Annotated in this window: 21 protein-coding genes; 11 read left to right on the top strand and 10 right to left on the bottom strand. The window is 77.6% G+C overall.

The window, feature by feature from the left end; genetic code table 11:
* Positions 1-32 precede the first annotated feature (32 nt).
* From PH190_RS24275 to PH190_RS24265, 3 genes are all read right to left on the bottom strand, one after another.
* The gene (locus tag PH190_RS24275; protein WP_274234104.1) at positions 33-1,205 is read right to left on the bottom strand and encodes an SGNH/GDSL hydrolase family protein; all 1,173 of its coding nucleotides are present in this window, start codon (positions 1,203-1,205) and stop codon (positions 33-35) included.
* The gene (locus PH190_RS24270; protein WP_274234103.1) at positions 1,202-1,915 is read right to left on the bottom strand and encodes a TIGR03089 family protein; all 714 of its coding nucleotides are present in this window, start codon (positions 1,913-1,915) and stop codon (positions 1,202-1,204) included. The genes PH190_RS24275 and PH190_RS24270 overlap by 4 nt, the downstream gene beginning before the upstream one ends.
* A gap of 121 nt (positions 1,916-2,036) precedes the next feature.
* Positions 2,037-4,049 (bottom strand): LCP family protein, encoded by a 2,013-nt coding sequence (locus PH190_RS24265; protein ID WP_274234102.1) that lies wholly within the window; start codon positions 4,047-4,049, stop codon positions 2,037-2,039.
* Positions 4,050-4,432: 383 nt separating this feature from the next.
* Between PH190_RS24265 and rfbD the strand changes: the two genes are divergently transcribed.
* The 4 genes from rfbD to PH190_RS24245 all read left to right on the top strand — a co-directional run bounded on the left by rfbD (position 4,433) and on the right by PH190_RS24245 (position 7,552).
* A complete protein-coding gene (rfbD, locus tag PH190_RS24260; protein ID WP_274234101.1) occupies positions 4,433-5,350 on the top strand; it encodes a dTDP-4-dehydrorhamnose reductase in 918 nt (305 codons plus the stop codon).
* A gap of 70 nt (positions 5,351-5,420) precedes the next feature.
* Positions 5,421-5,657, top strand: a complete 237-nt coding sequence (locus PH190_RS24255) for a hypothetical protein (RefSeq protein ID WP_274234100.1) — start codon at positions 5,421-5,423, stop codon at positions 5,655-5,657.
* 79 nt (positions 5,658-5,736) lie between these two features.
* Positions 5,737-6,657: a tetratricopeptide repeat protein gene (locus PH190_RS24250; protein ID WP_274234099.1), complete on the top strand. Its 921-nt coding sequence runs from the start codon at positions 5,737-5,739 to the stop codon at positions 6,655-6,657.
* A 10-nt stretch (positions 6,658-6,667) separates the two neighbouring features.
* A complete protein-coding gene (locus PH190_RS24245; RefSeq protein WP_274234098.1) occupies positions 6,668-7,552 on the top strand; it encodes a glycosyltransferase family 2 protein in 885 nt (294 codons plus the stop codon).
* Here the strand turns inward: PH190_RS24245 and PH190_RS24240 are convergent.
* A complete protein-coding gene (locus tag PH190_RS24240; RefSeq protein ID WP_274234097.1) occupies positions 7,549-8,127 on the bottom strand; it encodes a TetR/AcrR family transcriptional regulator in 579 nt (192 codons plus the stop codon). The genes PH190_RS24245 and PH190_RS24240 overlap by 4 nt on opposite strands.
* Before the next feature lie 114 nt (positions 8,128-8,241).
* On the opposite strand from PH190_RS24240, the gene PH190_RS24235 reads away from it, so the two are divergent.
* A complete protein-coding gene (locus PH190_RS24235; protein ID WP_274234096.1) occupies positions 8,242-9,465 on the top strand; it encodes an oxygenase MpaB family protein in 1,224 nt (407 codons plus the stop codon).
* 3 nt (positions 9,466-9,468) lie between these two features.
* On the opposite strand, the gene PH190_RS24230 is transcribed toward PH190_RS24235, so the two are convergent.
* Entirely contained in the window at positions 9,469-9,939 is a 471-nt protein-coding gene (locus PH190_RS24230) for a hypothetical protein (protein ID WP_274234095.1), read from the bottom strand.
* 125 nt (positions 9,940-10,064) lie between these two features.
* Here PH190_RS24230 and manB point away from each other — a divergent pair, with 125 nt between their 5' ends.
* A complete protein-coding gene (gene manB / locus PH190_RS24225) occupies positions 10,065-11,186 on the top strand; it encodes a mannose-1-phosphate guanylyltransferase (protein WP_476291069.1) in 1,122 nt (373 codons plus the stop codon).
* Positions 11,179-12,123, top strand: a complete 945-nt coding sequence (locus PH190_RS24220) for a DNA-3-methyladenine glycosylase family protein (RefSeq protein ID WP_274234094.1) — start codon at positions 11,179-11,181, stop codon at positions 12,121-12,123. The genes manB and PH190_RS24220 overlap by 8 nt, the downstream gene beginning before the upstream one ends.
* An 11-nt stretch (positions 12,124-12,134) precedes the next feature.
* Here PH190_RS24220 and PH190_RS24215 read toward each other — a convergent pair whose 3' ends face one another.
* From PH190_RS24215 to PH190_RS24200, 4 genes are all read right to left on the bottom strand, one after another.
* Positions 12,135-12,662: an NUDIX hydrolase gene (locus PH190_RS24215; RefSeq protein ID WP_420791707.1), complete on the bottom strand. Its 528-nt coding sequence runs from the start codon at positions 12,660-12,662 to the stop codon at positions 12,135-12,137.
* Between the two features lie 71 nt (positions 12,663-12,733).
* Entirely contained in the window at positions 12,734-14,161 is a 1,428-nt protein-coding gene (locus tag PH190_RS24210; RefSeq protein WP_337993853.1) for a coenzyme F420-0:L-glutamate ligase, read from the bottom strand.
* A gap of 1 nt (position 14,162) precedes the next feature.
* The gene (cofD, locus tag PH190_RS24205) at positions 14,163-15,116 is read right to left on the bottom strand and encodes a 2-phospho-L-lactate transferase (RefSeq protein ID WP_274234092.1); all 954 of its coding nucleotides are present in this window, start codon (positions 15,114-15,116) and stop codon (positions 14,163-14,165) included.
* An 82-nt stretch (positions 15,117-15,198) separates the two neighbouring features.
* Positions 15,199-15,960: a site-2 protease family protein gene (locus tag PH190_RS24200; protein ID WP_274234091.1), complete on the bottom strand. Its 762-nt coding sequence runs from the start codon at positions 15,958-15,960 to the stop codon at positions 15,199-15,201.
* A 361-nt stretch (positions 15,961-16,321) separates the two neighbouring features.
* Between PH190_RS24200 and PH190_RS24195 the strand changes: the two genes are divergently transcribed.
* The 3 genes from PH190_RS24195 to PH190_RS24185 all read left to right on the top strand — a co-directional run bounded on the left by PH190_RS24195 (position 16,322) and on the right by PH190_RS24185 (position 20,722).
* A complete protein-coding gene (locus tag PH190_RS24195; RefSeq protein WP_274198973.1) occupies positions 16,322-16,555 on the top strand; it encodes a WhiB family transcriptional regulator in 234 nt (77 codons plus the stop codon).
* 124 nt (positions 16,556-16,679) lie between these two features.
* Entirely contained in the window at positions 16,680-20,288 is a 3,609-nt protein-coding gene (locus PH190_RS24190) for a glycosyltransferase family 2 protein (RefSeq protein WP_274234090.1), read from the top strand.
* Positions 20,289-20,338: 50 nt separating this feature from the next.
* On the top strand, positions 20,339-20,722 hold the full coding sequence (locus PH190_RS24185) for a VOC family protein (RefSeq protein ID WP_274234089.1): 384 nt from the start codon (positions 20,339-20,341) through the stop codon (positions 20,720-20,722).
* 17 nt (positions 20,723-20,739) lie between these two features.
* On the opposite strand, the gene PH190_RS24180 is transcribed toward PH190_RS24185, so the two are convergent.
* Positions 20,740-21,147 (bottom strand): metallopeptidase family protein, encoded by a 408-nt coding sequence (locus tag PH190_RS24180; protein WP_274234144.1) that lies wholly within the window; start codon positions 21,145-21,147, stop codon positions 20,740-20,742.
* Positions 21,148-21,363: 216 nt separating this feature from the next.
* Between PH190_RS24180 and PH190_RS24175 the strand changes: the two genes are divergently transcribed.
* Positions 21,364-21,822 (top strand): DUF3499 domain-containing protein, encoded by a 459-nt coding sequence (locus PH190_RS24175; protein ID WP_274234088.1) that lies wholly within the window; start codon positions 21,364-21,366, stop codon positions 21,820-21,822.
* Positions 21,823-21,926 lie beyond the last annotated feature (104 nt).

Genomic DNA, 21,926 nt, shown 5'->3' with positions numbered 1-21,926 from the left:
CGCTCGTTCCGGGGTGCGACGTCTGTTCCGGCTCAGCCGGCGAGCGGCCCGCCCGGGGCGAAGGCGTGGGCGGCGAAGCGCCCGGCGACGAGCCGGTGGGTTTCGGGGTCGGGGTGCAGCCGGTCGGGCAGGGGCAGCTCGGCGGCGTCGGCCTCGCCGTAGAGCTCCCGGCCGTCGAGGTGGTGCAGGTGCGGGTCGTCGGGAGCCCGCTGCGCGACGACGCGCGCGAGCTCCTCGCGGACGACCTGCAGCGTCAGCCGCCCGGCGGCGACGTCGGCGGGGTCGCCGGTGGCGCGGAAGCGCAGCGTGCCCTCGTCGGTGACGTCCACGGCGCCGGGGCCCGGGGTCTCCTCGTGGATCGGGCAGAGGATCGCCGAGACGACCAGCAGCGGCGTCGTCGGGCGGCCCTCACGGATCGTGTCGAGGAACCCGTGCACCGCGGGCCCGAGCGCGCGGCGGCGCAGGAGGTCGGCGTTGACGAGGTTGATGCCGATCTTGAGGCTGATCACGTCGGCCGGGGTGTCGCGGATCGCGCGGGCGGTGAACGGGTCGAGCAGCGCGCTGCCGCCGAAGCCGAGGTTGACCAGCTCGACGCCGGCCTCCGCCGCGGCCAGGGCGGGCCAGGTCGTCGACGGGCTCGCCGCGTTCGAGCCGTGGCTGATCGAGCTGCCGTGGTGCAGCCAGACCCGGCGGCCACCGGTCGGTGCGGCGGTGAGCGGGGCGTCGGAGCGCAGGGCGACCAGCTCGGTGATCTCGGTGTGCGGGAGCCAGACCTCGACGAGCTTGTCGCGGTCGGCGAGGCCGTCGAAGCGCACGGTGCCGACCGGTCCGGGCTCGGTCTGCGCGCCGCCGGTGGCCGGGTCGAGGCGCAGCACCTTCCCGCCCGAGGTGCCGCTCTGCGCGACGAGCTCGCCGTCGACGCGCAGGTCGTAGACGCCGTCCGGGCGCAGCGGCATGCCGACGTAGCCGACGCGCGTGCGCAGCGTGTCCAGCTCCAGCACCGTCGCCCGGGTGTGCACGACGATCCGCACGCCCGACGGCTGGGCCTCGGCCATGGCGATCTGGGTGTCGCCCTGCGCGCGGGCCCGGGCGGGCAGGCGGTGGGGGAGGACGCCGTGCTCGGTGCGCTCCAGCTCGACGGCGCCGCGGACCAGGTCGGCGGTGATCCCGGTGGTGATCGCGGCGGTGCGGTGCGGGGTGGTCACAGGATGCGTGTGACCTTCTCCGTGCCGGCGCGCCGCTCCTGGTCGCCGGCGGGGTGGCGCACCTGCACCAGCGAGGCGCCCGCGGCGAGCACGGCGAGGAAGCCGTCGACGAGGCCGCCGGTGGTCGCGAGCGGCCACGACGCGGTGGAGAGCACCCGGTCGCCCGCACCGAGCCCGAGCTCGGCGGCGCGCTCGCGCGCGGCGGCGACCACCGTCGCGACGTCGGCCCCCGCCAGCGCGGGGGCGTCGTCGCCGATCGGGGTGAGCGGGTCGAAGTGGTCGCCGTGCACGCGCACCTCGGTGGCGTAGTCGACCGCGCCCCGGGGCAGCGCGTCCCCGAGCCCCTGGCCGAACGCGTCGAGGCTGAAGCCGACGACGAGCCCCGCGGCGCCCGCGGCCTCGAGGTGCTCGGCGTCGGCGAGGGCGACCTCGGCGCCCGTGGCCTCGGCGACCACCTCGGCCCCGCAGGCCCACACCGCGCACAGGGCCGCCGCCGTCTGCCAGTGCGCCGGCAGCAGCACGGCGACCGGGGTGCCGGGCTCGACGTCGCACTCGTCGCGCAGGAGGTTCGCGGTCTTCGCGACCCAGTTGCCGAAGGTGGCGCCGGAGAGCTCGATCCGCTCGCCGGTGGCGTCGTCGTAGAAGGTGATCAGCGGGCGGGCCGGGTCGCCCGCGAGCCACGGGGCGAGCAGCGCGTCGGTGACGGTCATCGGCGCCGACTCTCCCACGGGCGCCGATCACCGGAACGCGCCGCAGATCGGTCGACCCCGCGCGACGTCGAGCTCGGCGCCCCGAGGGGGAGTACCGGCGGCATCTCCGCGGCGCGGCCGGCTAGTCGATGCAGGGGACGCCCTGGGCGGTGATCGCCGGCTGGGGCGGTGCGACGGGCACGACCTCGGTCCCGATCAGCCCGCCCGTCGCGCCCGTGGCCGGGGGCGGGGTGCGCGCGGCGCCGGGTCCGTCGTAGTCGGCGCCGAGCAGGACGCGCACGGTGTTCGGCGGGACGGTGGGGTCGAAGCGGGCGGGCAGGTCGTCGAGGCTGCGGGCGACGCGCGCGCCGGCCCCGTCGCCCGCCGGCCCGAACAGCACCTCGGAGCGCGGGGCCGGGGCCTCGGCGTTGCCGGCGACGGCCCGGGCGTAGCCCTGCGCGGAGAGCACGGCGACGACCCGCGCAGCGGCCCCCTCGGCGTCGGAGGCGTTCCGGACGTCGACCGGGATGGTCGCGGGCGCGGGGCCGTCCTCGTTGGCGTCCGCGGAGTCCTCGGGCCCGATGGCGTCGGCGACGAAGCGCTGCACGGCGGTCGGGTCGACGTCGAGGACCTCGCCGCGCCCGTCGACGTTGCGCGTGCCGTTGGTGGGGATGGTGAGGAACGCGACGGCGCCGGCGCTGACGTCCTGCATCTGCTGGCCGAAGCGCAGCAGGTCCCACCCGCCGTCGAGCACCACCGACTGCTGCACGGCCTCGAGCAGGCGACCGAGGGTGAGCGGGTCGGCGAGCGTGCCGCTGGAGAGCACCTTGCGCGACATCGACGCGAGGAACGCCTGCTGGCGGCGGATGCGGTCGAGGTCGCCGTTGGGCAGCCCGTGGCGCTGGCGGACGAAGGCGAGGGCGTCGTGGCCGGCGACCGTGCGCGGGCCGGCGGGGAAGCGGGCGCCGGAGAGCTCGTCGTCCACGGGGTTCTTGAGGCACACGTCGACGCCGCCGATGGCGTTGGTCAGCGTGTAGAAGCCCATGAGGTTGACCTCGGCGTAGTGGTCGACGGTCAGCCCGGTGAGGTCGGCCACGGCGCGCACCAGCTCCTGGCGGCCGGCCTCGGACGAGCGGACGTCGACCTCGCGCGGGTCGGTGACGCCGGACTGGACCAGCCGGTTCGCCTCGGCGGCCTTCGCGCCGGGGTACGCCGAGTTGATCTTGTCGCGGCGGAACGCGCCGGGGATCGAGACGTAGCTGTCGCGGGGGACCGAGAACGCGACCGCGCGGCTGCCGTCGTTGGGCACCCGGACCAGGATCATCGTGTCGGTGTTGACGACGCCGTCCGCGGCGCCGGCGCCCAGCTCGCGCAGCGCCTCCTCGGGCAGCGGCTGGCCCTGCGCGTCGGTGCGGCTGTCGACGCCGACGAGGAGGATGTCGGTGGCGCCGTCCGCGGCGTCGCCGACCGGACCGTCGCCCAGCGCGCTCGTGCCGCCGACGCTGCCCGACAGCGCCGCCCACGCCGTGCCCGACAGCGCGAAGACCAGCACCGAGAGCACGACGAGGCCCACGCGGACCCAGCGGCCGATCGGCCGGCGCCCGTCGCCCTCGGGCAGCTCGCGCACCGGGCGCGGCCGGCCGGGGGGACGGGGCGGGGGCGGGCCGGGTCGGCCCCGCTCGCGGTCGGGTCGGTCCCGGGACGGGCGGCGATCGCGGTCGCGGGGGTCGCGGTCGCGGGGATCGCGGTCGCGGGGGTCGCGGTCGCGGGGGTCGCGGTCGCGGGGGTCGCGGTCGCGGGGCGGCCCCGGGCGCCGGGGGCGTTCGGGCGGCGGCCCGAGGAGGTCGTCGGGGCCCGCCACGCGCTTGGCGCCCTTGCGGGACCCGGCGGGGACGGCGGAGAGCTCGGCGAGGTCGCGGCGGCGCAGGCGGGCACCGGCGCCGTCACCCTTGCCGTTGCCGTTGGTGCGGGCGCTGCCGTTGCCGCGGGCGGAGGGCCGGCGGTCGGGGTGGGTGGCGCTGTCGTCGGGGGCGGGGCCCCACCCGTCGTCGTCGAGGGGCGGGCCACCGGCGCGGCCGGGGCTGCGGCGGGCCGCGGAGGGCCCGAAGCGGCGGGCCGGGTCGCGGCGGGACGGACCGGGGTCGTCACGGTCCATCGCCCCGCCTCCCTCCCCGGTCCTGGCCCCGGCGGGGGCCGTCGGTCGATCATGGTCCGTCGTCGCCGCGGGTCCGCGGTGCCCCCGGCGCGGCGCTGGTCGGCTCCCCTCCGGTGCCGGGCCCGGTGGGGCTCCCGCGGTCGACGAGGGGCCTGGCCAGAGGCTAGACGGCCTCCGTCCCGTTCGGTGCCTCTCACCCGTTGGACGGCTCGTCGGCGCGTCGCGGCGACGCGCGGTGAGAGCGGGCCCGTTCCCGTGGCTCGAGCTGGGGGTGAAGGCGCCGGGGCCGTGCGAGGACGGTGACCGGGCACGGACAGGGGTCACCCCGGCGGGCTGGGAGACTGCCGTGCGTGATCGACGGGGGGCGGGGTCCGGTGCGGTGGATGGTGACCGGGGCGGGGGGTGCCCTGGGGACGGACCTCGTCGCCCGGCTCACCGCGCCCGGCGACGAGGGAGCCCCGCCGGGCGACTCCCTGGTCGCCGTGACCCGCGCCGAGCTCGACGTCACCGACGCCGCGGCCGTCCGCGCCGCGGTGCACGGGTGGGTCGGCGAGACGGCCGGGGCCGGACGGCCGGTGCTCGTCAACGCCGCCGCCTACACCGCGGTGGACCGCGCCGAGACCGACCCCGAGGCCGGCGCGGCGGCGTGGGCGGCGAACGCCGAGGCTCCCGGGCTGCTCGCGGCGGCGTGCGCGGAGGTCGGCGCGACGATGGTCCACGTCTCCACCGACTACGTGCTCGGCCCACTGCCCGGCGGGGCGCGCCGCCCCCTCGAACCGGACGACCCCGTCGCGCCCGCTGGTGTCTACGCGCGCAGCAAGCTCGCGGGGGAGCAGGCCGTGCGCGCCGCGCTGCCCGACGCCCACCACGTCGTGCGCACCGCGTGGGTCTACGGCGCCACCGGGGCGAACTTCGTGCGCACGATGGCCCGGCTCGCCCGCGAGCGCGACACCGTCGACGTCGTCGACGACCAGCACGGCTCGCCCACGTGGTCGGCGGACCTCGCCGCGGGCCTGGTCGCGCTCGCGCGCTCGTCGGCGCCGGCGGGCACGCGGCACGCGGCGGGCGGCGGGGCGACGACGTGGTGCGGGCTGGCGCGGGCGGTGTTCGAGGAGCTGGGCGCCGACCCCGCCCGCGTGCGCCCCTGCGACACCGCGTCCTTCCCCCGCCCGGCCCCGCGACCGGCGTGGTCGGTGCTCTCCGACGTGTCGTGGCGGGCTGCGGGCCTCGAGCCCCTACCACCGTGGCGCGAGGCCCTGGGCACCGCGGTCGCGCACCACCCGGAGCTCCTACTGGGCTGAACGGACCAATGTCGTCATCACATCGATGTCATTTGCGTGTCCTCGGGGCCCTCTCGTGCGTTGAGCGGTCATGGCTGTGGAGACGGTCCTCCTCGCGCTGCTCGGCCTGGTCGCCGTGTGGTTGGTGATCGACGCCGGGCGCGAGCGCCACCGGTTGCGGGCCCGCGTGGCCCGCGACGAGCGGTGGCAGGCCGAGCGACGGCGCAGCGCGCGCCGCGACCTGGCGGCGAACGCGCCCGACGCCTGGCGCTACTGGCCGCTGACGCTGCCCTCCCCGGACGACGCCACGCGCGGCCCGCGCCTGTAGGTGCGCTCCGCGCAGGTGAGCGAAAATAAGTGCTCCAGCACTTCTTTCTGCTCACCTGCGCGCAGCGCACACTGATCCGGTGACGGAGCAGGCCGCGACGGGGGTGGACGAGCCGGCGGACGGCACGCCCGTCCACGAGGACGACGAACCCCTCTGCGCCGAGGCGCGGGCGCTCCTCGCCGTCCCGCACCCCGACCCGGCCGTGCACCACGAGGAGCTCGTCGCCGTCCTGCGCCGGGCCCTGGCGTGCGGGGAGCCGTCGGCGCACGGCCTGCTGGCGAACGCCCACCTCGACCACGGCAACCGCCGCGAGGCCGCCGAGGTCCTCATGCCCGTGGTCATGAGCCGCGGGCGCACCGACCTCGCGGGCCTCCTGGGCGAGACCCTCGCCGCGGTCGGCGACCACGAGCGCGCCGAGGCCGCCTTCCTCGTCGGCCTGGACGCCGGCGACCCGGAGGCCACCAACGACTACGGCGTCTTCCTGCGCGAGCGCGGGCGCACCCAGGAGGCGCTCTACGTGCTCGACCGCGCGGTGCGCCTCGGCGACGAGCTCGCGGGGCTCAACCTCGTCGCGCTGCACCTGGAGGAGCTCGACGACCCGCTGACGGCCGCCGAGATCGCCGAGGACCTCCACGACGAGGGGCGGCCGGCGACCCTCGTCGCGCTCGCCGACTGTCGCCTCGCCGAGGGGCGCGTGCCGGAGGCCGCGGAGCTCTACCGCCGCGCGGCCGAGCTCGGGGCGCCGTGCGCGCACATCTACTACGGCTGGTTCCTGCGCGACCGCCACGAGGACCTCGCCGGCGCCGAGGAGCAGCTGCGGCTGGCCCACGAGGTCGGCGAGCCGGGGGCGGCGTTCCACCTGGGCCGCTTCCTGCACGACCTCGGCCGCCGCGAGGAGGCGCAGCCCTTCCTCGAGGAGGCGTCCTGGCGCGGCGACCCGGACGCCGAGGCCCTCCTCGAGGCGGAGTACCGCGGGCTGGTCGACGAGTGGGACGACTGAGTCGGCCAGAATGCCCGGCGTGCCCGACCCCGTCCCCGCCTACGGCCCCGCCCTCGCCGTCGTCGCCGTGACCTACTCGCCGGGCGAGTCGCTCGGCGAGTTCCTCACCTCGCTGGAGAAGGCCACGTCCCGGCCGTACCGCGTGGTGCTGGCCGACAACGGCTCGGTCGACGGCGTCCCGGAGGCCGCGGCGGCCGCCGACGACCGCGTCGACCTGCTGCGGATCGGCGAGAACGTGGGTTACGGCGCCGCGGCGAACCGCGCGGTGGCGGGCCTGCCGGCCGAGGTGGGCTGGGTGCTCGTCGCCAACCCGGACATCGCGTTCGGCCCGGGCAGCCTCGACGCGCTGCTCGAGGCGGGCGAGCGGTGGCCGCGGGCCGGGTCGCTGGGCCCGCTGATCCGCACCGGTGGCGAGGTCTACCCGTCGGCGCGCCGGCAGCCGAGCCTGGGCCGCGGCGTCGGGCACGCGCTGTTCGCCGCCGTGTGGCCCGCGAACCCCTGGACGCGCGCCTACCGCCAGGACGGCGCGGTCGCCGAGCGCACCGCGGGCTGGCTCTCGGGGTCCTGCGTGCTGCTGCGCCGCGAGGCGTGGGACTCGGTGGACGGTTTCGACCCGCGCTACTTCATGTACTTCGAGGACGTCGACCTCGGCGACCGCCTCGGGCGCGCCGGGTGGCTCAACGTCTACGTGCCCGACGCCGAGGTCACCCACACCGGCGGGCACGCCACCGAGCGCGACGCCCCGACCTCGACCCGGATGCTCGCCGAGCACCACCGCAGCGCCTACCGGTTCCTCGCCGACCGCTACCGCGGCCGACGCTGGGCGCCGCTGCGCCTCGGGCTGCGGGTCGGGCTGCGTCTGCGGGCCCGGACGGGCGCCCGCAGCGCCTTCTAGCCGGCCTCCTCACCCGCCAGCGCCCGCCCCAGGTAGCCCAGCACGAGCGCCGTGACCTCCTCGGCGAACACCTCCTGCGCGATGGGCGGCTCCTCGAGCACGTAGCCGACCGCGAGGCTCTCGACGGTCCGCACGAGCATCCAGGCGACGGTGCCCGCCGGGTGCCGCAGCTCGCCGCCGTGGCGCGCGAGCAGGGTGCTCGTGAGCAGGGCGTCGACCCGGCGGGCGAAGGCGGCGCGCCGGTCGTCGCCGGCCCGGGGCAGCCGCTGGGCGACCGCCCGCAGCAGCGCCGGGTGCTCGGCGAGCGCGTCGACGAGCGCGAGCACGACACGGCGCACCGCCACCGTCGCGTCGCGCTCGGCCGCGGTGTCGACGAAGGCCCGCGTCACCCGCTCCTCGAGGTCGTCGGCGTAGCGGCGCACCACCTCGTCGAGGACGGCCTCCTTGTCGGGGAAGTACTGGTAGAGCGAGCCCGGGCTGATGCCGGCCGCGGCGGCGACGTGGTTCGTGGTCAGGCCGTCGGTGCCGCGCTCGAGCAGGACGGCCCGCCCGGCGGTGACGATCCGCTCGACCATCGCCCGCGAGCGCTCCTGGCGGGGCTCGCGACGACGCCGCGGCGCAGTCACGGCCGGTGGGCCGTCGCGGACGCGACTTGAACGCGAGCAGGAACTCGTCTCAGCATGGTGCGCATGGTGGCACGCGAGCAGCTCGACCCCCATCCCGGTCGCTTCCGCGCCGCGCCCGAGCGCTCGCGGCGCATCGCGCGGCCGCTGTGCCTGGTCGCGCGGGTGCGGTCGACCGACGAGGAGCTGCTCGACCGCATCGGGCGGCGCATGTTCGCCCGCGACGAGGTGGGAGCCGACCTCGCCGCGGCGATGAGCCGCCCGCGCGGCGACGGGGATCGGGTCACGATGGTCGCGTTCCACCGCGCGCTCGCCGACCCGGCCGCCGTCCCCGCGTCCGGGCCGCTCGCCGACTTCTTCGCGGTCGTCGAGGACACCCCGGACTGGGTCGATCCCGTGCTCCTCGAGCGCGGCGGCCGCGCGCTGCGGCGGATGGGGCGCACGCTCGACGACGTCCTGCTCACGCTCTCGCTCATCGGCGGCTACCGGTTCGGCGGGCCCGCCGACCTGCTCGTCGCCACCGGCGGGCTCACCGGCGGGACAGCGATGCGCCGCCTCGGGGAGACGACGGAGTGGGCGCGCGCGGTGATCGCGCCGGGCGGGCTGCGCCGCGACGGCGAGGGCTGGCGGCTCACGGTGCACGTCCGCGCGATGCACGCCCTGGTCGACCGGCGCTTCGAGACCAACGGGCGCTGGGACGTCGGGCACTGGGGCCTGCCGGTCAACCAGGCCGACCAGGCCGCGACGCTCGGGCTCTTCAGCAGCACCGGCCTGCTCGGCGCCCGCGCGCTGGGGTGGCTGGTGACGCCCGCCGAGTCGCACGCGGTCATGCACCTGTGGCGCTACACGGGCTGGCTCATGGGCGTCGACGAGGACTGGCTCTTCACCACCGAACGCGAGCAGAACCACTTCCTGCACCACGTCCTGCTCGTCCAGGACGACGTCACCCCGGCCGGCCCGGCGCTCGCCGGCGCGCTCGTCGACGGCCAGCGGGCGATGGCGTCGAGCCCCTGGCGCGGCGAGCTGCGCCGTCGCCACGTGCTCGGCCTGCTGCGCTGGTTCCTGGGGCGGGAGGCGCTGCGGGATCTGGGTCTCCCCGACGGCCCGCTCCGGTCCCTGCCCTGGACCGTGCCGCCGACCGTGCTGCGCAACCTCGTCCTGTCCGGCCTGGTCGCCCGGACCCGGCGGGGACGCCGGGCCCTCGAGCGGGCCGGGGACGCCTGGACCCGCGACGAGCTCGGCCGCCGCTTCGCCGGCGCCCGGTCCGGGGTGGCGGCGCTGCCGGACTGAGCGTCAGCGACCGAACAGCCGCCGCCACCACGAGCGGCGGGGCTCCTCGGCGGGCGTCTCGTCGTGCTCCGGCTCGGGCGCGGGGCCGGGCCCGCCGGGGAAGGGGTTGGCGGGGAACGGCGAGGTACCGGGGTGGGCCGGCGACGGGCGCGTGTCGAAGCGGACGGTGGTCGGGTCGCCGTCCTCGTCGTCGTCCGGGCGGCGGTGGTGGCCGTTGCGGGGCCGGTCCTGACCGGGCGGCCCGTCGACCTGCCCGGTCGGCCGGAGACCGTCGTGGCGCAGCCGCTGGGTGAGGTCCGGGTCGTGGCCCCGGCCCCCGCGCGAGCTCAGCGCGTGCGGCAGGATCGTGGTGCTCGCCGCGTCGAACGGCGAGACCGCGGAGTCGGGCGTGATGACGTCCTCGTCACGCTCCGTGGCCCGCTGGGAGGCATGCGCGATGGCGTCCTGAGCGCGCTCCCACGCATTCGAGGCCACCTGCGACCCTCCTGCTCGTTTCCCCGACGGGCGGGTCTCGGCCGGGTCGTCGGCCGACACGGCCCCGGGAGGGTCCACACTATCGCCCGCGGTCACGATTCGTCATCGACGAGGGGGGTCTTCGGGTGGTGCAGACAGGGGACACGGAGCTCGACGGGACGATCATCGACCCGGCGCGCACGGCCGCGGTGGTGCTCGTCGGGGGGCAGGGCAGCCGGTTGCGGCCGCTGACGCTGAGCACGCCGAAACCGATGCTGCCGACGGCCGGGGTGCCGTTCCTGGCGCACCTGCTCTCGCGGATCGCGGCGGCCGGCATCCGCACCGTCGTGTTGGGCACCGCGTACCGCGCCGAGGTGTTCGAGGGCTTCCTGTCCGACGGCGCGGCGCTGGGCCTGGACCTCACCTGCTGCCCGGAGCCCGAGCCGCTCGGCACCGGCGGCGGCATCCGCTACGCGGCGGACGCGCTCGCGCCCGGGTTCGACGAGGTCGTCGTGTTCAACGGCGACATCCTCTCCGGCGTCGACGTCCGCGCGGTGGTCGGCGAGCACCGGGCGGCGGGCGCGGACGCGACCCTGCACCTCGTGCGGGTCCCCGACCCCACCGCGTTCGGCTGCGTGCCCACCGACGCGACGGGCCGCGTCACCGCGTTCCTGGAGAAGACGCTCACGCCGCCGACCGATCAGGTCAACGCCGGCTGCTACGTCTTCCGGCGCGAGGTCATCGACGCGATCCCCGCCGGCCGGCCCGTGTCGGTGGAGCGCGAGACGTTCCCGGGCCTGCTCGCGGGCGGCTCGCGGCTGCAGGGCCACGTCGAGTCGTCGTACTGGCTCGACCTCGGCACCCCCGCCTCGTTCGTGCGCGGCAGCGCCGACCTCGTCCAGGGCGCCGCGCCGACCGCCGCGCTGCCGGGTCCGGTCGGCACGGCGCTGCTGCTGCCCGGGGCGAAGGTGGCGTCCTCGGCGTCGCTGACCGACGGCACCACGCTCGGCGCCGACGTCCAGGTCGGCGAGGGCAGCCGCGTCTCGGGGTCGGTGGTGATGGACGGGGCGCGGATCGGCGACGGCGCGGTCGTCGAGCGCTCGGTGATCGGCCCGGGCGCGACGATCGGCGACGAGACCGTGGTCAGCGACGCGGTGGTCGGCGACGGCGCGTCGATCGGGGCCTCGTGCGAGCTGCTGGCCGGCGTGCGGATCTGGCCCGGTCTCGTCGTCCCCGACGGCGGTCTGCGATTCTCGGGTGGTGCCTGAGGCTCCCCCTGTCGCGGCGCCGGAGGCGGAGCGGGTCTGGCGGCCCGACTTCGTGCTCGACCTGCGGGCGCTGATCGCCCCGCTGCGTCGCGGCAAGGGCGACCCGACGTTCCACACCGACCTCGAGGGGTCGCACGGCGGCGAGCTGTGGCGCGCCACCCCGACGCCCGAGGGCCCCGCGACGCTCGCGCTGTCGCGGCGGGACGGCGAGGTGCGGGCGCGGGCGTGGGGGCCGGGCGCGGCGTGGATCGTCGACGGGGTGCCGGCGCTGCTGGGCGCCGAGGACGACGACGCCGGCTTCGTCGGCCACCACCCGCTGGTCGCCGAGGCCCGCCGGCGCATGCCGGGCCTGCGCCTCGGGGCCACGCGCACGGTGTGGGACCAGCTGCTGCCCGCGATCCTCGAGCAGAAGGTGACGGGCACCGAGGCGCGCCGGTCGTTCCGCGAGCTGTGCTGGCGCTTCGGCGAGGACGCGCCGGGCCCGACCCCGCGGCGGATGAAGCTGCCGCCGACCCCGCGTCGGACCCGCGAGATCCCGGACTGGGAGTGGCACCGCGCCGGCGTCGACCAGGCCCGCCGCCGCGCGATCCTCGCCGCCGCCACCGTCGCGCACCGCCTGGAGAAGGCCGCCGAGCTGCGCGGCGAGGCCGGGCGGGCGCTGCTGCGCAAGGTGCCGGGGATCGGGGTGTGGACCGCCGCCGAGGTGGCCCAGCGCTCCTGGGGCGACCCCGACGCCGTCAGCGTCGGCGACTTCCACATCCCGTCGACCGTCGGCTGGGCCCTGGTGGGCCGCAAGCTCGACGACGCCGGGATGCTCGAGGTGCTGGCCTGCTACAAGCCGCAGCGCCAGCGGGCCGTGCGGTACATCGAGGCCTCGGGGTTCCGGCGCCCGCGCTTCGGGCCCCGCTTCTCGCCCAAGGACTACCGGACGTACTGACCCCTCCAGGATCAGGGCGAGAGCGCACGCCCGAACGCGACGTCGTCGGGCAGCTCGGCGAGCCGCCACCAGCGCAGGTCCAGCGACTCCTCGCTGATCGACTCCACCGCGCCGGGCGGGGCGTGGGCGACGAAGCGGACGTCGAGGTGGCGGGTGGGCACGCCGAGCGAGCAGGTCAGCGCGTGGACCTCGGCGTGCACGGGCTCGGGATCGAGCACGAGGCCCGGGATGCCGGACTCCTCGGTCGCCTCGCGCAGTGCGGCCCCGGCGAGGGTGGTGTCGTCGGGCTCGATGTGCCCGCCGAGCTGGATCCACGCCCCGATGCGCGGGTGCAGGGTCAGCAGGGCGTGCTCGCCGGCGGCGTCGAGCACGAGCGTCGACGCCGTCAGGTGCCCGGGCGCGCAGGAGCGCGAGCAGGCGTCGGGGCGGGCGTCGAGGTAGGACAGCAGCGCCTGGCGCACGGAGTCGACATCGCGGAGCGCCGGGCGCCAGCGGTCGAGCACGGCGCGCGCGTCGGCGTGCACCGCGGCGGTCGACACCGCGGCCCGGGTGGTCGCGGCCAGGGTCCGGTCGCCGGCGGGCTCGAGGGCCGGGTCGAGCTCGGGGTCGCTCACCGCTCCACCCACCGGTCGTCGACGGCGAGTGCGCCGCGCGGGGGCGGCGCGGAGGCGGGGTGCCCGACGGCGACCGCGCCGAGGGGCTCCCAGTCGGCGGGCAGGTCCAGCTCGGCGCGGACGACGTCCGGCGCGAAGATCGTGGACGACACCCAGCACGAGCCGAGCCCCTCGGCGGCCAGCGCCACGAGCAGCCCCTGGACCGCCGCGCCGCCGGCGACGGTGAACATCGTGTGCTCGGCCGCGGCGCGCCGGGCGTCGGGGTAGGCGTGGGCGCCCTCGAGGACGAGGAACGGCAGCACGACCTCCGGTGCGGCGCGCAACAGGTCACCGCGGGCGACGCGGCGGGCGACGGCGTCCTCGGCGAACCCGTCGCCGCGCAGGTCGGCGCGCCAGGCCTCGGCCATCGCGTCGAGCAGCCGGGTGCGGACGTCGGGCGCGGCCAGGTGCACGAACCGCACCGGACGGGTGTGGTGCGGGGCGGGCGCGGTCAGCGCCGCGGCGCCCGCCCGGCGCAGGGCCGCGGGGTCGACGGGGTCGGGCGCGAAGGCGCGCACCGACCGCCGGGCCGGGACCGCCTCGCGCCGTCCCTGTTCACGGCCCCGCGCCAGCGCCTCGTCCGTGCCCAGCCAGAACAGGTCCTCCTCGACCGGGCGCACGAGGTCCGCGCCCCGCGCGGTCTCCGAGCGCAGCGCCGCGGGCAGCCCGCGCACCACCGCGACGGGCACCCCGCCGAGCTTGCCCTTGACGAGATCCGCGGCCGCCGCGACCTCGTCGGCCACCGCCACCTCGGTGACGACCAGCTCGTTGCCCTGCGCGTCGACCGCTCCGCCGTAGGCGTGCACCACCTCGAGGCCCGCCGCGCCGATCGCGGCGTCGGTCTGGCCGGTCCGCCAGGTGCGGCCCATGGTGTCGGTGACGACCACCGCGACGTCGACCCCGAGCCGCTCGCGCAGCGCGGCGCGCAGGGCGGCGGCCGAGGCGTCGGGGTCCTCGGGCAGCAGCGCGACCTCGTCGCCGGCGACGTTCGAGGCGTCGATCCCGGCGGCGGCCTGCACGATGCCGAGCGGGTTGGCGACGATCTTGGTGCGGCCCTTCGTCGCGAGCAGGCGCACGGTCTCGCGGTCGATCAGCGCGCGGCGGGCGGCGTCGCGCGCGTCGGGGTCGGACGGCACGGTGACCAGCCGGCCCTCGACCTTCGAGAGCACCTTCGAGGTCACGACGAGCACGTCGCCGTCGGCGAGCGTGCCGTCGAGCGCCGTGGCGAGCGCCGCGGCGAGGTCGTCGCCGGGCCGGAACTCGGGGAGCCCGCGGACGCCCCAGAGCGTCAGCCCGTCCGCGGCGTGGTCGCCCCGCGGGGGAGCGAGGGACGCCCCCGCGGCGTCCGACGCATCGGCGGTGACCTCCGCTGCGCCGGGTGGCACCTCAGACACCCGCCACCTCGTACGCCGCCCGCACCATCGCGGCGGTGGTGTCCGGGTCGGTCATCATCAGCGGCACCTCGCGCACCGCGACGCCGGGCACCTCGGCGCCGTCGCCGGGCGCGACGAGCCAGCCGTCGAGCAGCCCGCCGGTGGCCCGCGATCCGTACCAGCGCCCGACGCCCTCGGCGGTCACCGGCACGTCGACCGCTGCGAGGCACGCCTCCGCCATCCCGCGCACCGCGTGCCCGCCGACGATCGGCGACACCCCGACGACCTTGGCGGGGGCTGCGGTGAGCGCCGGGCGCATCCCCGGCACGTCGACGATGGTGTTGACGCTGACCACCGGGTTCGACGGCGCCACGAGCACCACGTCGGCGTCGGCGACCGCGGCGAGCGCGTCGGGGCAGGCGGTGGCCTCGTCGCGCCCCACCGAGGCGAACGAGTGCGCGGGCAGCGCCGCGCGGTGGCGCACCCACCACTCCTGGAAGTGGATCGCCTTGCGGCGGCCGTCGGCCGGGTCGTCCACCACGACGTGGGTCTCGATGCGGTCGTCGCTGGCGGGGATCAGGTCGACCCCCGGCGCCCAGCGGTGGCACAGCGCCGTCGTGACCTGCGAGAGCGGGTAGCCGGCGCGCAGCATCCGGGTCCGCACGAGGTGGGTCGCGACGTCGCGGTCGCCCAGCCCGAACCACGTCGGGTCGGCGCCGTAGGCCTCGAGCTCCTCGCGCACCGACCACGTCTCCTTGGCGCGGCCCCAGCCCTTCTCGGTGTCGATGCCCGCCCCGAGGGTGTACATGCACGTGTCGAGGTCGGGGCAGACGCGCAGCCCGTGCATCCAGATGTCGTCGCCGACGTTGACGACGGCGCGGATGGTGTCGCCGGGACCGGCGGCGGCCTTGACGCCCTGCAGGAAGCGGGCGCCCCCGACGCCCCCGACCAGAACGGTGACCTGCACCGGGTGCTCCTCTCGACGGCTCGGCCCCGATCGTCCTCCTGCGGGGCACCCCCGCGCCGCGTCGGGTGGGTGCCGGGTGGGATCAGCGCAGCAGCTCGGTGAACTGCGCACCGCCGAGCCCGGAGAGGGCGGAGTCGCCGCCGACGAGGCCGAAGACGGCGTCGGCCACGGTGAACAGCAGCGCCGAGGCGTACGGGACGAAGAAGATGATCAGGATGAAGGCGATCGGCGCGTAGGGCGCGATCCGGGCCGCGGCGGCGCGCGTGCGGTAGGGCAGGTAGGGGTCGATGACGCCCCAGCCGTCCAGCCCCGGCACCGGCAGCAGGTTGAGCACGAACGTCAGGACCTGGATCAGGCCCAGGAACATCAGGGCGGCGGCGAGCGGCAGCGGCGGCGCCGTGAGCACCACGGCGATCGCGATGAGGGCCGCGAGCACGAGGTTCGCCAGCGGCCCGGCCAGCGACACCGCGCTGATCGCGGGCCGCGAGCGCAGGGCGGCGCGCTGGATCCACACCGCCCCGCCGGGCAGCGGGATGCCGCCGAGCAGCAGGAACAGCAGCGGCAGCACGAGCGTGAGCCCGATGTTGGCGTAACGGCGGATGTCGAGGGTCAGGTAGCCCAGCGCGCGGACCGAGTGGTCGCCGCAGCGGTCGGCGGTCAGGGCGTGGGAGAACTCGTGCAGGCACAGCGAGACCGCCCACCCGGCGAGCACCAGCAGCACCGTGCCGCCGATGACCGCGCCCTCCGCGGGCACGAGGGTCAGGGCGCCCCCGGCGGCCGTGAGGGCCACGAGGACCAGGAAGATGGGGCTGACCGGGGAGCGCAGGCGTGAGCGTGGGGCCACACGGACCAGTCTCCCCGATGAGGTTTGAGCGTTCGTTGCTACGGACAGAGCATGACGCTCACCGCACGTGACGACCGGTCGTCGCGACATGCGGCCGGACGAGGCCCCCGGCTTGACCCGGATGGAACGACACCGGTGTAATTCCTACGCGATGACACGTCGGTGCGGGGCCGACGCCTCGTCCGCTCAGGCGGGGGGCCGGGGGAGTCGAGGCGAGGAGGGCGTCGTGAACGCTGCGGAGAGCGGGTCGGTGGTGCTGGGCAGCCAGGGGCACGGAGCGGAGCACGGCTGGGCGGTGAGCCCGGCGGGTCCGGCACAGGCACCGAGGGCGGGGCTGCGGGACGTCCTGTCCGAGCTCGCCATGGTGACCGAGGACGAGCAGGAGTGGCAGGAGCGCGCCCTCTGCGCGCAGACCGACCCGGAGGCGTTCTTCCCCGAGAAGGGCGGCAGCACCCGGGAGGCCAAGCAGATCTGCAACAGCTGCGAGGTCCGCAGCGAGTGCCTCGAGTACGCGCTGGGCCACGACGAGCGGTTCGGGATCTGGGGCGGGCTGTCCGAGCGCGAGCGCCGGCGCCTCAAGCGTCGCGCGGTCTAGCGGGGCAGCGCGCGGGGCCGTCTGACACCCCGGCCGTCCCCCGTCCGGGGCGGGTCCTAGTCTCGGACGCCGGACCGCAGCGTGGGCGCCCTCGGGTGGTGGCCCGAGGGGAAGGACGGCGCGCGTGGCTCGACCCTCCCCGACGGCGGTATCGACACGGGCATCGGCACGGGCATCGACGCCGGTCCTGGCCGTCCTCGTCTGCCACGACGGCGAGACCTGGCTCCGGGGCACGCTCGACGCGCTGGCGCGCCTGACGCGGCGGCCGCGCTGGGTGGTCGCGGTCGACACCGGGTCCACCGACGGCACGGCGGGCGTCCTCGCGGCGAGCAACCAGGTCGACGTCGTCCTGCGCATGCCCCGCGACACCGGCTTCGCCGAGGCCGTCCACACCGCGGTCGACGACGCCGACCGGCGCTGGGGCCGCAATGCCTCGGTCGGGCAGCGAGGGGAGCACGCCGACAGGGGGAGCGGGGACTGGCTCTGGGTCCTCCACGACGACGCCGCCCCCGCCCCGGACTGCCTCGAGGTCCTGCTCTCGGTCGCCGCCGCCTCCCCGTCGGCCGCCGTCCTCGGCCCGCTGTGCCTCGACTGGGACGACCCCCGCCTCGTCGTCGAGGCCGGTGTCTCCATCGACGCCTCCGGCTCGCGGCAGACCGGCATCGGCGCCGACGAGCTCGACCTCGGCCAGTTCGCGACCAACTCCGAGGTCCTCGCGGTCGGGTCGGCGGGTTCGCTGGTGCGTCGCCGCGAGTGGGACTCCCTCGGCGGCTACGACACCGCGCTCGGCCTGCTGCGCGAGGACGTCGACTACGGCTGGCGCGTCAACCGCGCCGGCGGGCTCGTCCTGTGCGCGCCGTCGGCGCGGTTGCGCCACGCCCGGGCGCTCACCACCCGGGTGCGCCCGCTCGACACCGCCGGCGTCGACCCCCGCTACCGGGCCACCGACCGCGCCCACGGCGTGCGGACCTTCCTCGCCAACTGCTCGAGCCCTGCCTTCGTGCTGGGCCTCGTGCGCCTGCCGGTGCTCGCGGTGATGCGCGCGCTCGGGCTGCTGCTCGTGCGCCGGGCGCGGGCGGCGGGCGCGGAGCTCGCGGGCCTGGCGCGGGTGCTCGGGTCCGGCCCGGGCATCGCCGACCTCGCCGACGCGCGCCGCCGGCGCAGCACCGGGGCGACGGCGCTGCCCCGCGAGCTGCGCGGCCTGCTGACCAGCCGCACCACGCGCCTGCGCAACGCCGTGCGTGGCGGGATGACCTCGCTCGTGCGCGGGCGGCTGCGCGAGGAGCTCGAGCTCGGCCGCCTGCCCGAGTGGGCGGAGCGCACCGGACGGGCCGGGTCCCGCGAGGACGAGGCCGCCGACGACGCCGGACGCCGCCGTGCGGTCGGCCCCGAGGCGCTCCCGGCGGGCGCGGCGCTGCGCCGGCGTCGGACCGCGGGCCTGCGCCGCCCGGGGGAGTCCCTGGCGGTCGCGCTGCCCGGCCCCCGGGCGCCGGCGGACGCCTCGTCCTGGTCGGAGCCCCCCACCGAGGCCGTCGCACCGATCCGGCCGAGCGACCCCCGGCCCGCACCCGACGGGGAACGGGTCGTCTACGTCCCGGTCACGCCGGGCCGGGTGGCACGCGAGCTGCTCCTCGCCCCGCCGCTGCTGCTCGTCGTCGGGCTGACGCTCGTCTCGCTGGTGACGCAGCGCGCGCGCCTCGGGCTCGACCTCGCCGGCGGGCGGATCGCCGAGGTCCCGGGCCTGCGCGAGCTCTGGTCGACCTACCTCGCCGGCTGGCACCCGATCGCCGGCGGCACCGGCGCACCCGTCCCGGCGGCGCTCGCGGTGGTCGGCGTGCTGGGCGGCCCCGCGTGGCCGGTCGGCGGCCCGCCGGCCGCGGTGTCGCTCCTGCTCGTCGCCGCGCTGCCGCTGGCGGGCCTGTCGGCGTACCTCGCGACGCGCGAGCTGCGGGTCGGCCGGGTGCTGCGGGCCCTCGCGGCCGCGGTCTACGCCCTGCTCGGCATCACCACGGGCGCGGTCGCCCAGGGGCGCCTCGACGGCGTCGTGGCCGCGGTGCTGCTGCCGCTGGTGCTGGCCGGGGTGGTCGCGGTGCTGCGCGGGGTGCGCACGACGGGCCGGCGCGGCTCGTGGTGGAGCACCGCGGCGGGCACGGCGCTCGCCCTCGGCATCGTCAGCGCCTTCGCGCCGCTGGTGCACGTGCTGGTGCTGGTCGTCGTGGTGATCGGCTTCGTCCTCGTGCCGGCGCCGCCCCGCGCGGCCGGGCGCCGGGCGATGTCGCTCGCGGTCGTCGTCGTGCTGCCGGTCCTCCTGCTGCTGCCGTGGCCGACGGTGCTCCTCGCGGCGCCCGAGGTGCTGCTGCACGGCACCGGGTCGACCGTGCCCGAGCGTTTCGTGTCCGCGCTCGACGTGCTCTCGCTCGACCCCGGCGGCCCCGCGACGCTGCCCTGGACGGGCCTCGTGCTCGTGGTGGCGGCGGTCGGCGGCGCGCTGGTGGCGCCCCGGAAGGCCGCGGTGCCCGGGCTCGCGCTGCTGCTGCTCGGCATCGTCGCCGCGGGCGTCGTCGGGTCGTTCGCGCTGGTACCGCTCGCCGGCGGCGACCCGCGCCCGGGCTGGACGGGTCCCGCGCTCGCCGTCGCCGCGTGCGGGGCGGTGTGGAGCCTCCTCGCGCAGGTCGCGGCGTCGCGGACCGAGCCGCTCGGGCGCCTGCTGGGCCGCCGCGACCCGGTCGACCGGGGCCCGGCCCGGCGCGGCGAGTCCGAGCTCGACCTCGGGGGCGCCGGCCTCGGCGGGCGCCTCGCCGGCGCGGTCGAGCGGGCCGGGGCGGGCGCCTCGGTCCTGGCCGGACGCCTGCGCTCGCGCGCCCCGGGCGCCGGCGACCGCAGCGCCCGGGCGCGGGGCATCGCCGTGCCGGTGGTGGCGACCGCGGTCGTGGTGCTCGCCGTCGCCACCGTGCTGCGCGGCGGGGCCGGCCCGCTCGCCGGCACCGCCGCGCCGGCGCTCGACCGGACCGTGGCGGCGGAGCTCGAACGGTCGGGGGCCCGCGTGGTCGTCGTGACCCGCGAGGAGGACACCACCCGCCGCGCCGGCCCCGAGCTGCCGCGCTACGGCGACGACGACCTCGCCCCGGTCGGCGCCTCGCCCGCCCGCCTGCAGCGCGACGTGCGCGCCCTGCTCTCCGGCGACCCGGCCACCGCGCAGGCGGGCGTCGCCGAGCTCGCGACCGGTGGCACCGGGCTCGTCGTCCTGCCCGACGACCGGACCGCCCGTGCCGTGCGCGCGGCCGCGGGACCGTTGCTCGCCGACGCGCCGCCGGTCTCGGACGGGCGGCCCACCGCGCGCGTCGCCCTGCCGGTGGCCGGGGCCGTGCTGCTCGAGCCGCCGGTGTCCGACGACGCGACCGAGGCCCGGGCCGCCCCGCGCCGCCCCGCCGGGCTGACCACCGTGCCCTCGGACCTGCCCACCGTGGCCGTGCGCGTGTCGCCGGGTGCCGACCGCCGGCTCCTCGTCGTCGCCGCCGAGCTCGAGTCGGGCTGGTCGGCGACCGTCGGCGGCGTCGCGGCCCCGGTGGTGCCCGCGTGGGGCCACCTCGTCGGCGTCGCCGTGCCGCCGGGCGGCGGGGCCGTCGTCGTCGACCGCGACGAGGACGGGCGCCTGCTGCTCCTGCTGCTCCAGCTCGCGCTGGTGCTGTTCACCGCGCTCTCGGCGCTGCCGTCCCGTCGCCGGCTGGACTAGGACCGTCGGTCCGACCGGCGCTGTCGGGGGTCGGCCCTAGTCTCCGCGGCATGTTCGACCACGTCGGATTCCCCTGCGGTGACGTCGAGACCTCCGTCGCCTTCTACAGCGCGGTGTTCGCACCGCTGCGCATGGCCGTGGGCCTGCGCATCCCCACCGGCCCGCCGGGTGCGCCCGAGGTCGTGGGCATGACCACCGGCGGGTCCCACCCGGACTTCTGGCTCGCGCCCGGCGACGCCGTGGCCCAGGAGCTGCACGTCGCGTTCGCCGCGCCCGACCGGGCCGCGGTCGACGCCGTGCACGAGGCCGCGCTCGCCCACGGGGCGGAGGTCCTGCACGCCCCGCGCGTCTTCCCCGAGTACCACCCGGGCTACTACGCGGTCTTCCTGCGCGACCCCGACGGCCACAACGTCGAAGCCGTCCACCACGGTTAGTCGCGCCGAGTGGTCACCTATTCGTCTCCGGAGATGGTGTCCGGCTCGACGCCGAGGTAGCCCGCCACCTGCTCGACGAGCACGTCGTGCAGCAGGTCGGCGAGGTCCTCGCCGTCGAGCGCGCGGGCCTCGAGCGGGCGGCGGTAGAGCACGATGCGCGCCCGGGTCACCGCGCCACGGCGGTCCATGCCCGCGGGCACCAGCCGCGCCAGGGGCACCTCGCCGTCGCCGAGCACGGCGTCGTCGTCCACCGGCGAGCCCTGGGGGCCGGCGGGCACCTCGGGCACGTCGTCGACCGCGACGTCGAGGTCGGCGAGCTCGGCGCTCCAGCGCTCCTCGATGGGCTCGAGCGCCTCGAGCACGAGGGCGTCGAAGCGCTCGGCGCGTGTGCGCGCGGCGGGGGAGCCCGACGGGTACAGCGGCATCCGCAGGCCGCGGCCCCGGCGGTCGCGGCGGCGACGGCGCGGGCCGGACGTCGAGCCGGCCCCGGGCCCGGACGCCGGCGTGCTGCCCCGGCGGCTCGCGCTCCTGGTCACGAGCGGTGAGCCTACGCGCGGCGCCCTCACGACGCGGGCACGTGCCCCGACGCGCCGCCGCGCGCCTCCCGGGCGGAGGCGTCCGTCCGGGCTATCGTCCCCGGCGTGCGAGGAGTGCGGAAGTGCTCACGGACCGGGTGTGGTCATGCGGCCGTGGCCACCCTGACCTATGTCTACTCGGACTCGACCGCCGTGGTCGGGCCCCTGGCGACGAGCGCCGAGCCGCACTCATACGACCTCTGCGAACGCCACGCCGTGCGCCTCACCGCGCCGCGCGGCTGGGAGGTCGTGCGCTACGAGGGCGAGTTCCCCACCGAGCCCTCCGTCGACGACCTGACGGCCCTGGCCGAGGCGGTCCGCGAGGCCGGGCGGGCCGATCGCCCGCTCGAGACCGACGGCCGCCCCCGGATCACCGCGGGATCGGGGGGCGGCCCCGGGCTGCCGCCCGCCCCGCTGCCGGGGCTCGCCACCGGGGTCGCGGGAGGCCTCGCGGGCGGTCCCGCGAGCACGCCCACCGGCCGTCGCGGCCACCTCCGGGTCCTGCCGGATCCCGCCTCGTCCTGACCGCCCACCGGGCCGGATCCGGCCCCGGTACCCCTGCTGCCACCAGGAGCGATCCGGTCGTCCACGATCGTTCACCCATCGGCGGACGTGCCCGCCCGGCGGGC

It is taken from the genome of Actinomycetospora straminea (genome assembly GCF_028737255.1).
Classification (GTDB): Bacteria; Actinomycetota; Actinomycetes; order Mycobacteriales; family Pseudonocardiaceae; genus Actinomycetospora; species Actinomycetospora straminea.
Note: the sequence above shows the minus strand (reverse complement) of the source record. Positions and strands in the feature narration are given on the sequence as shown.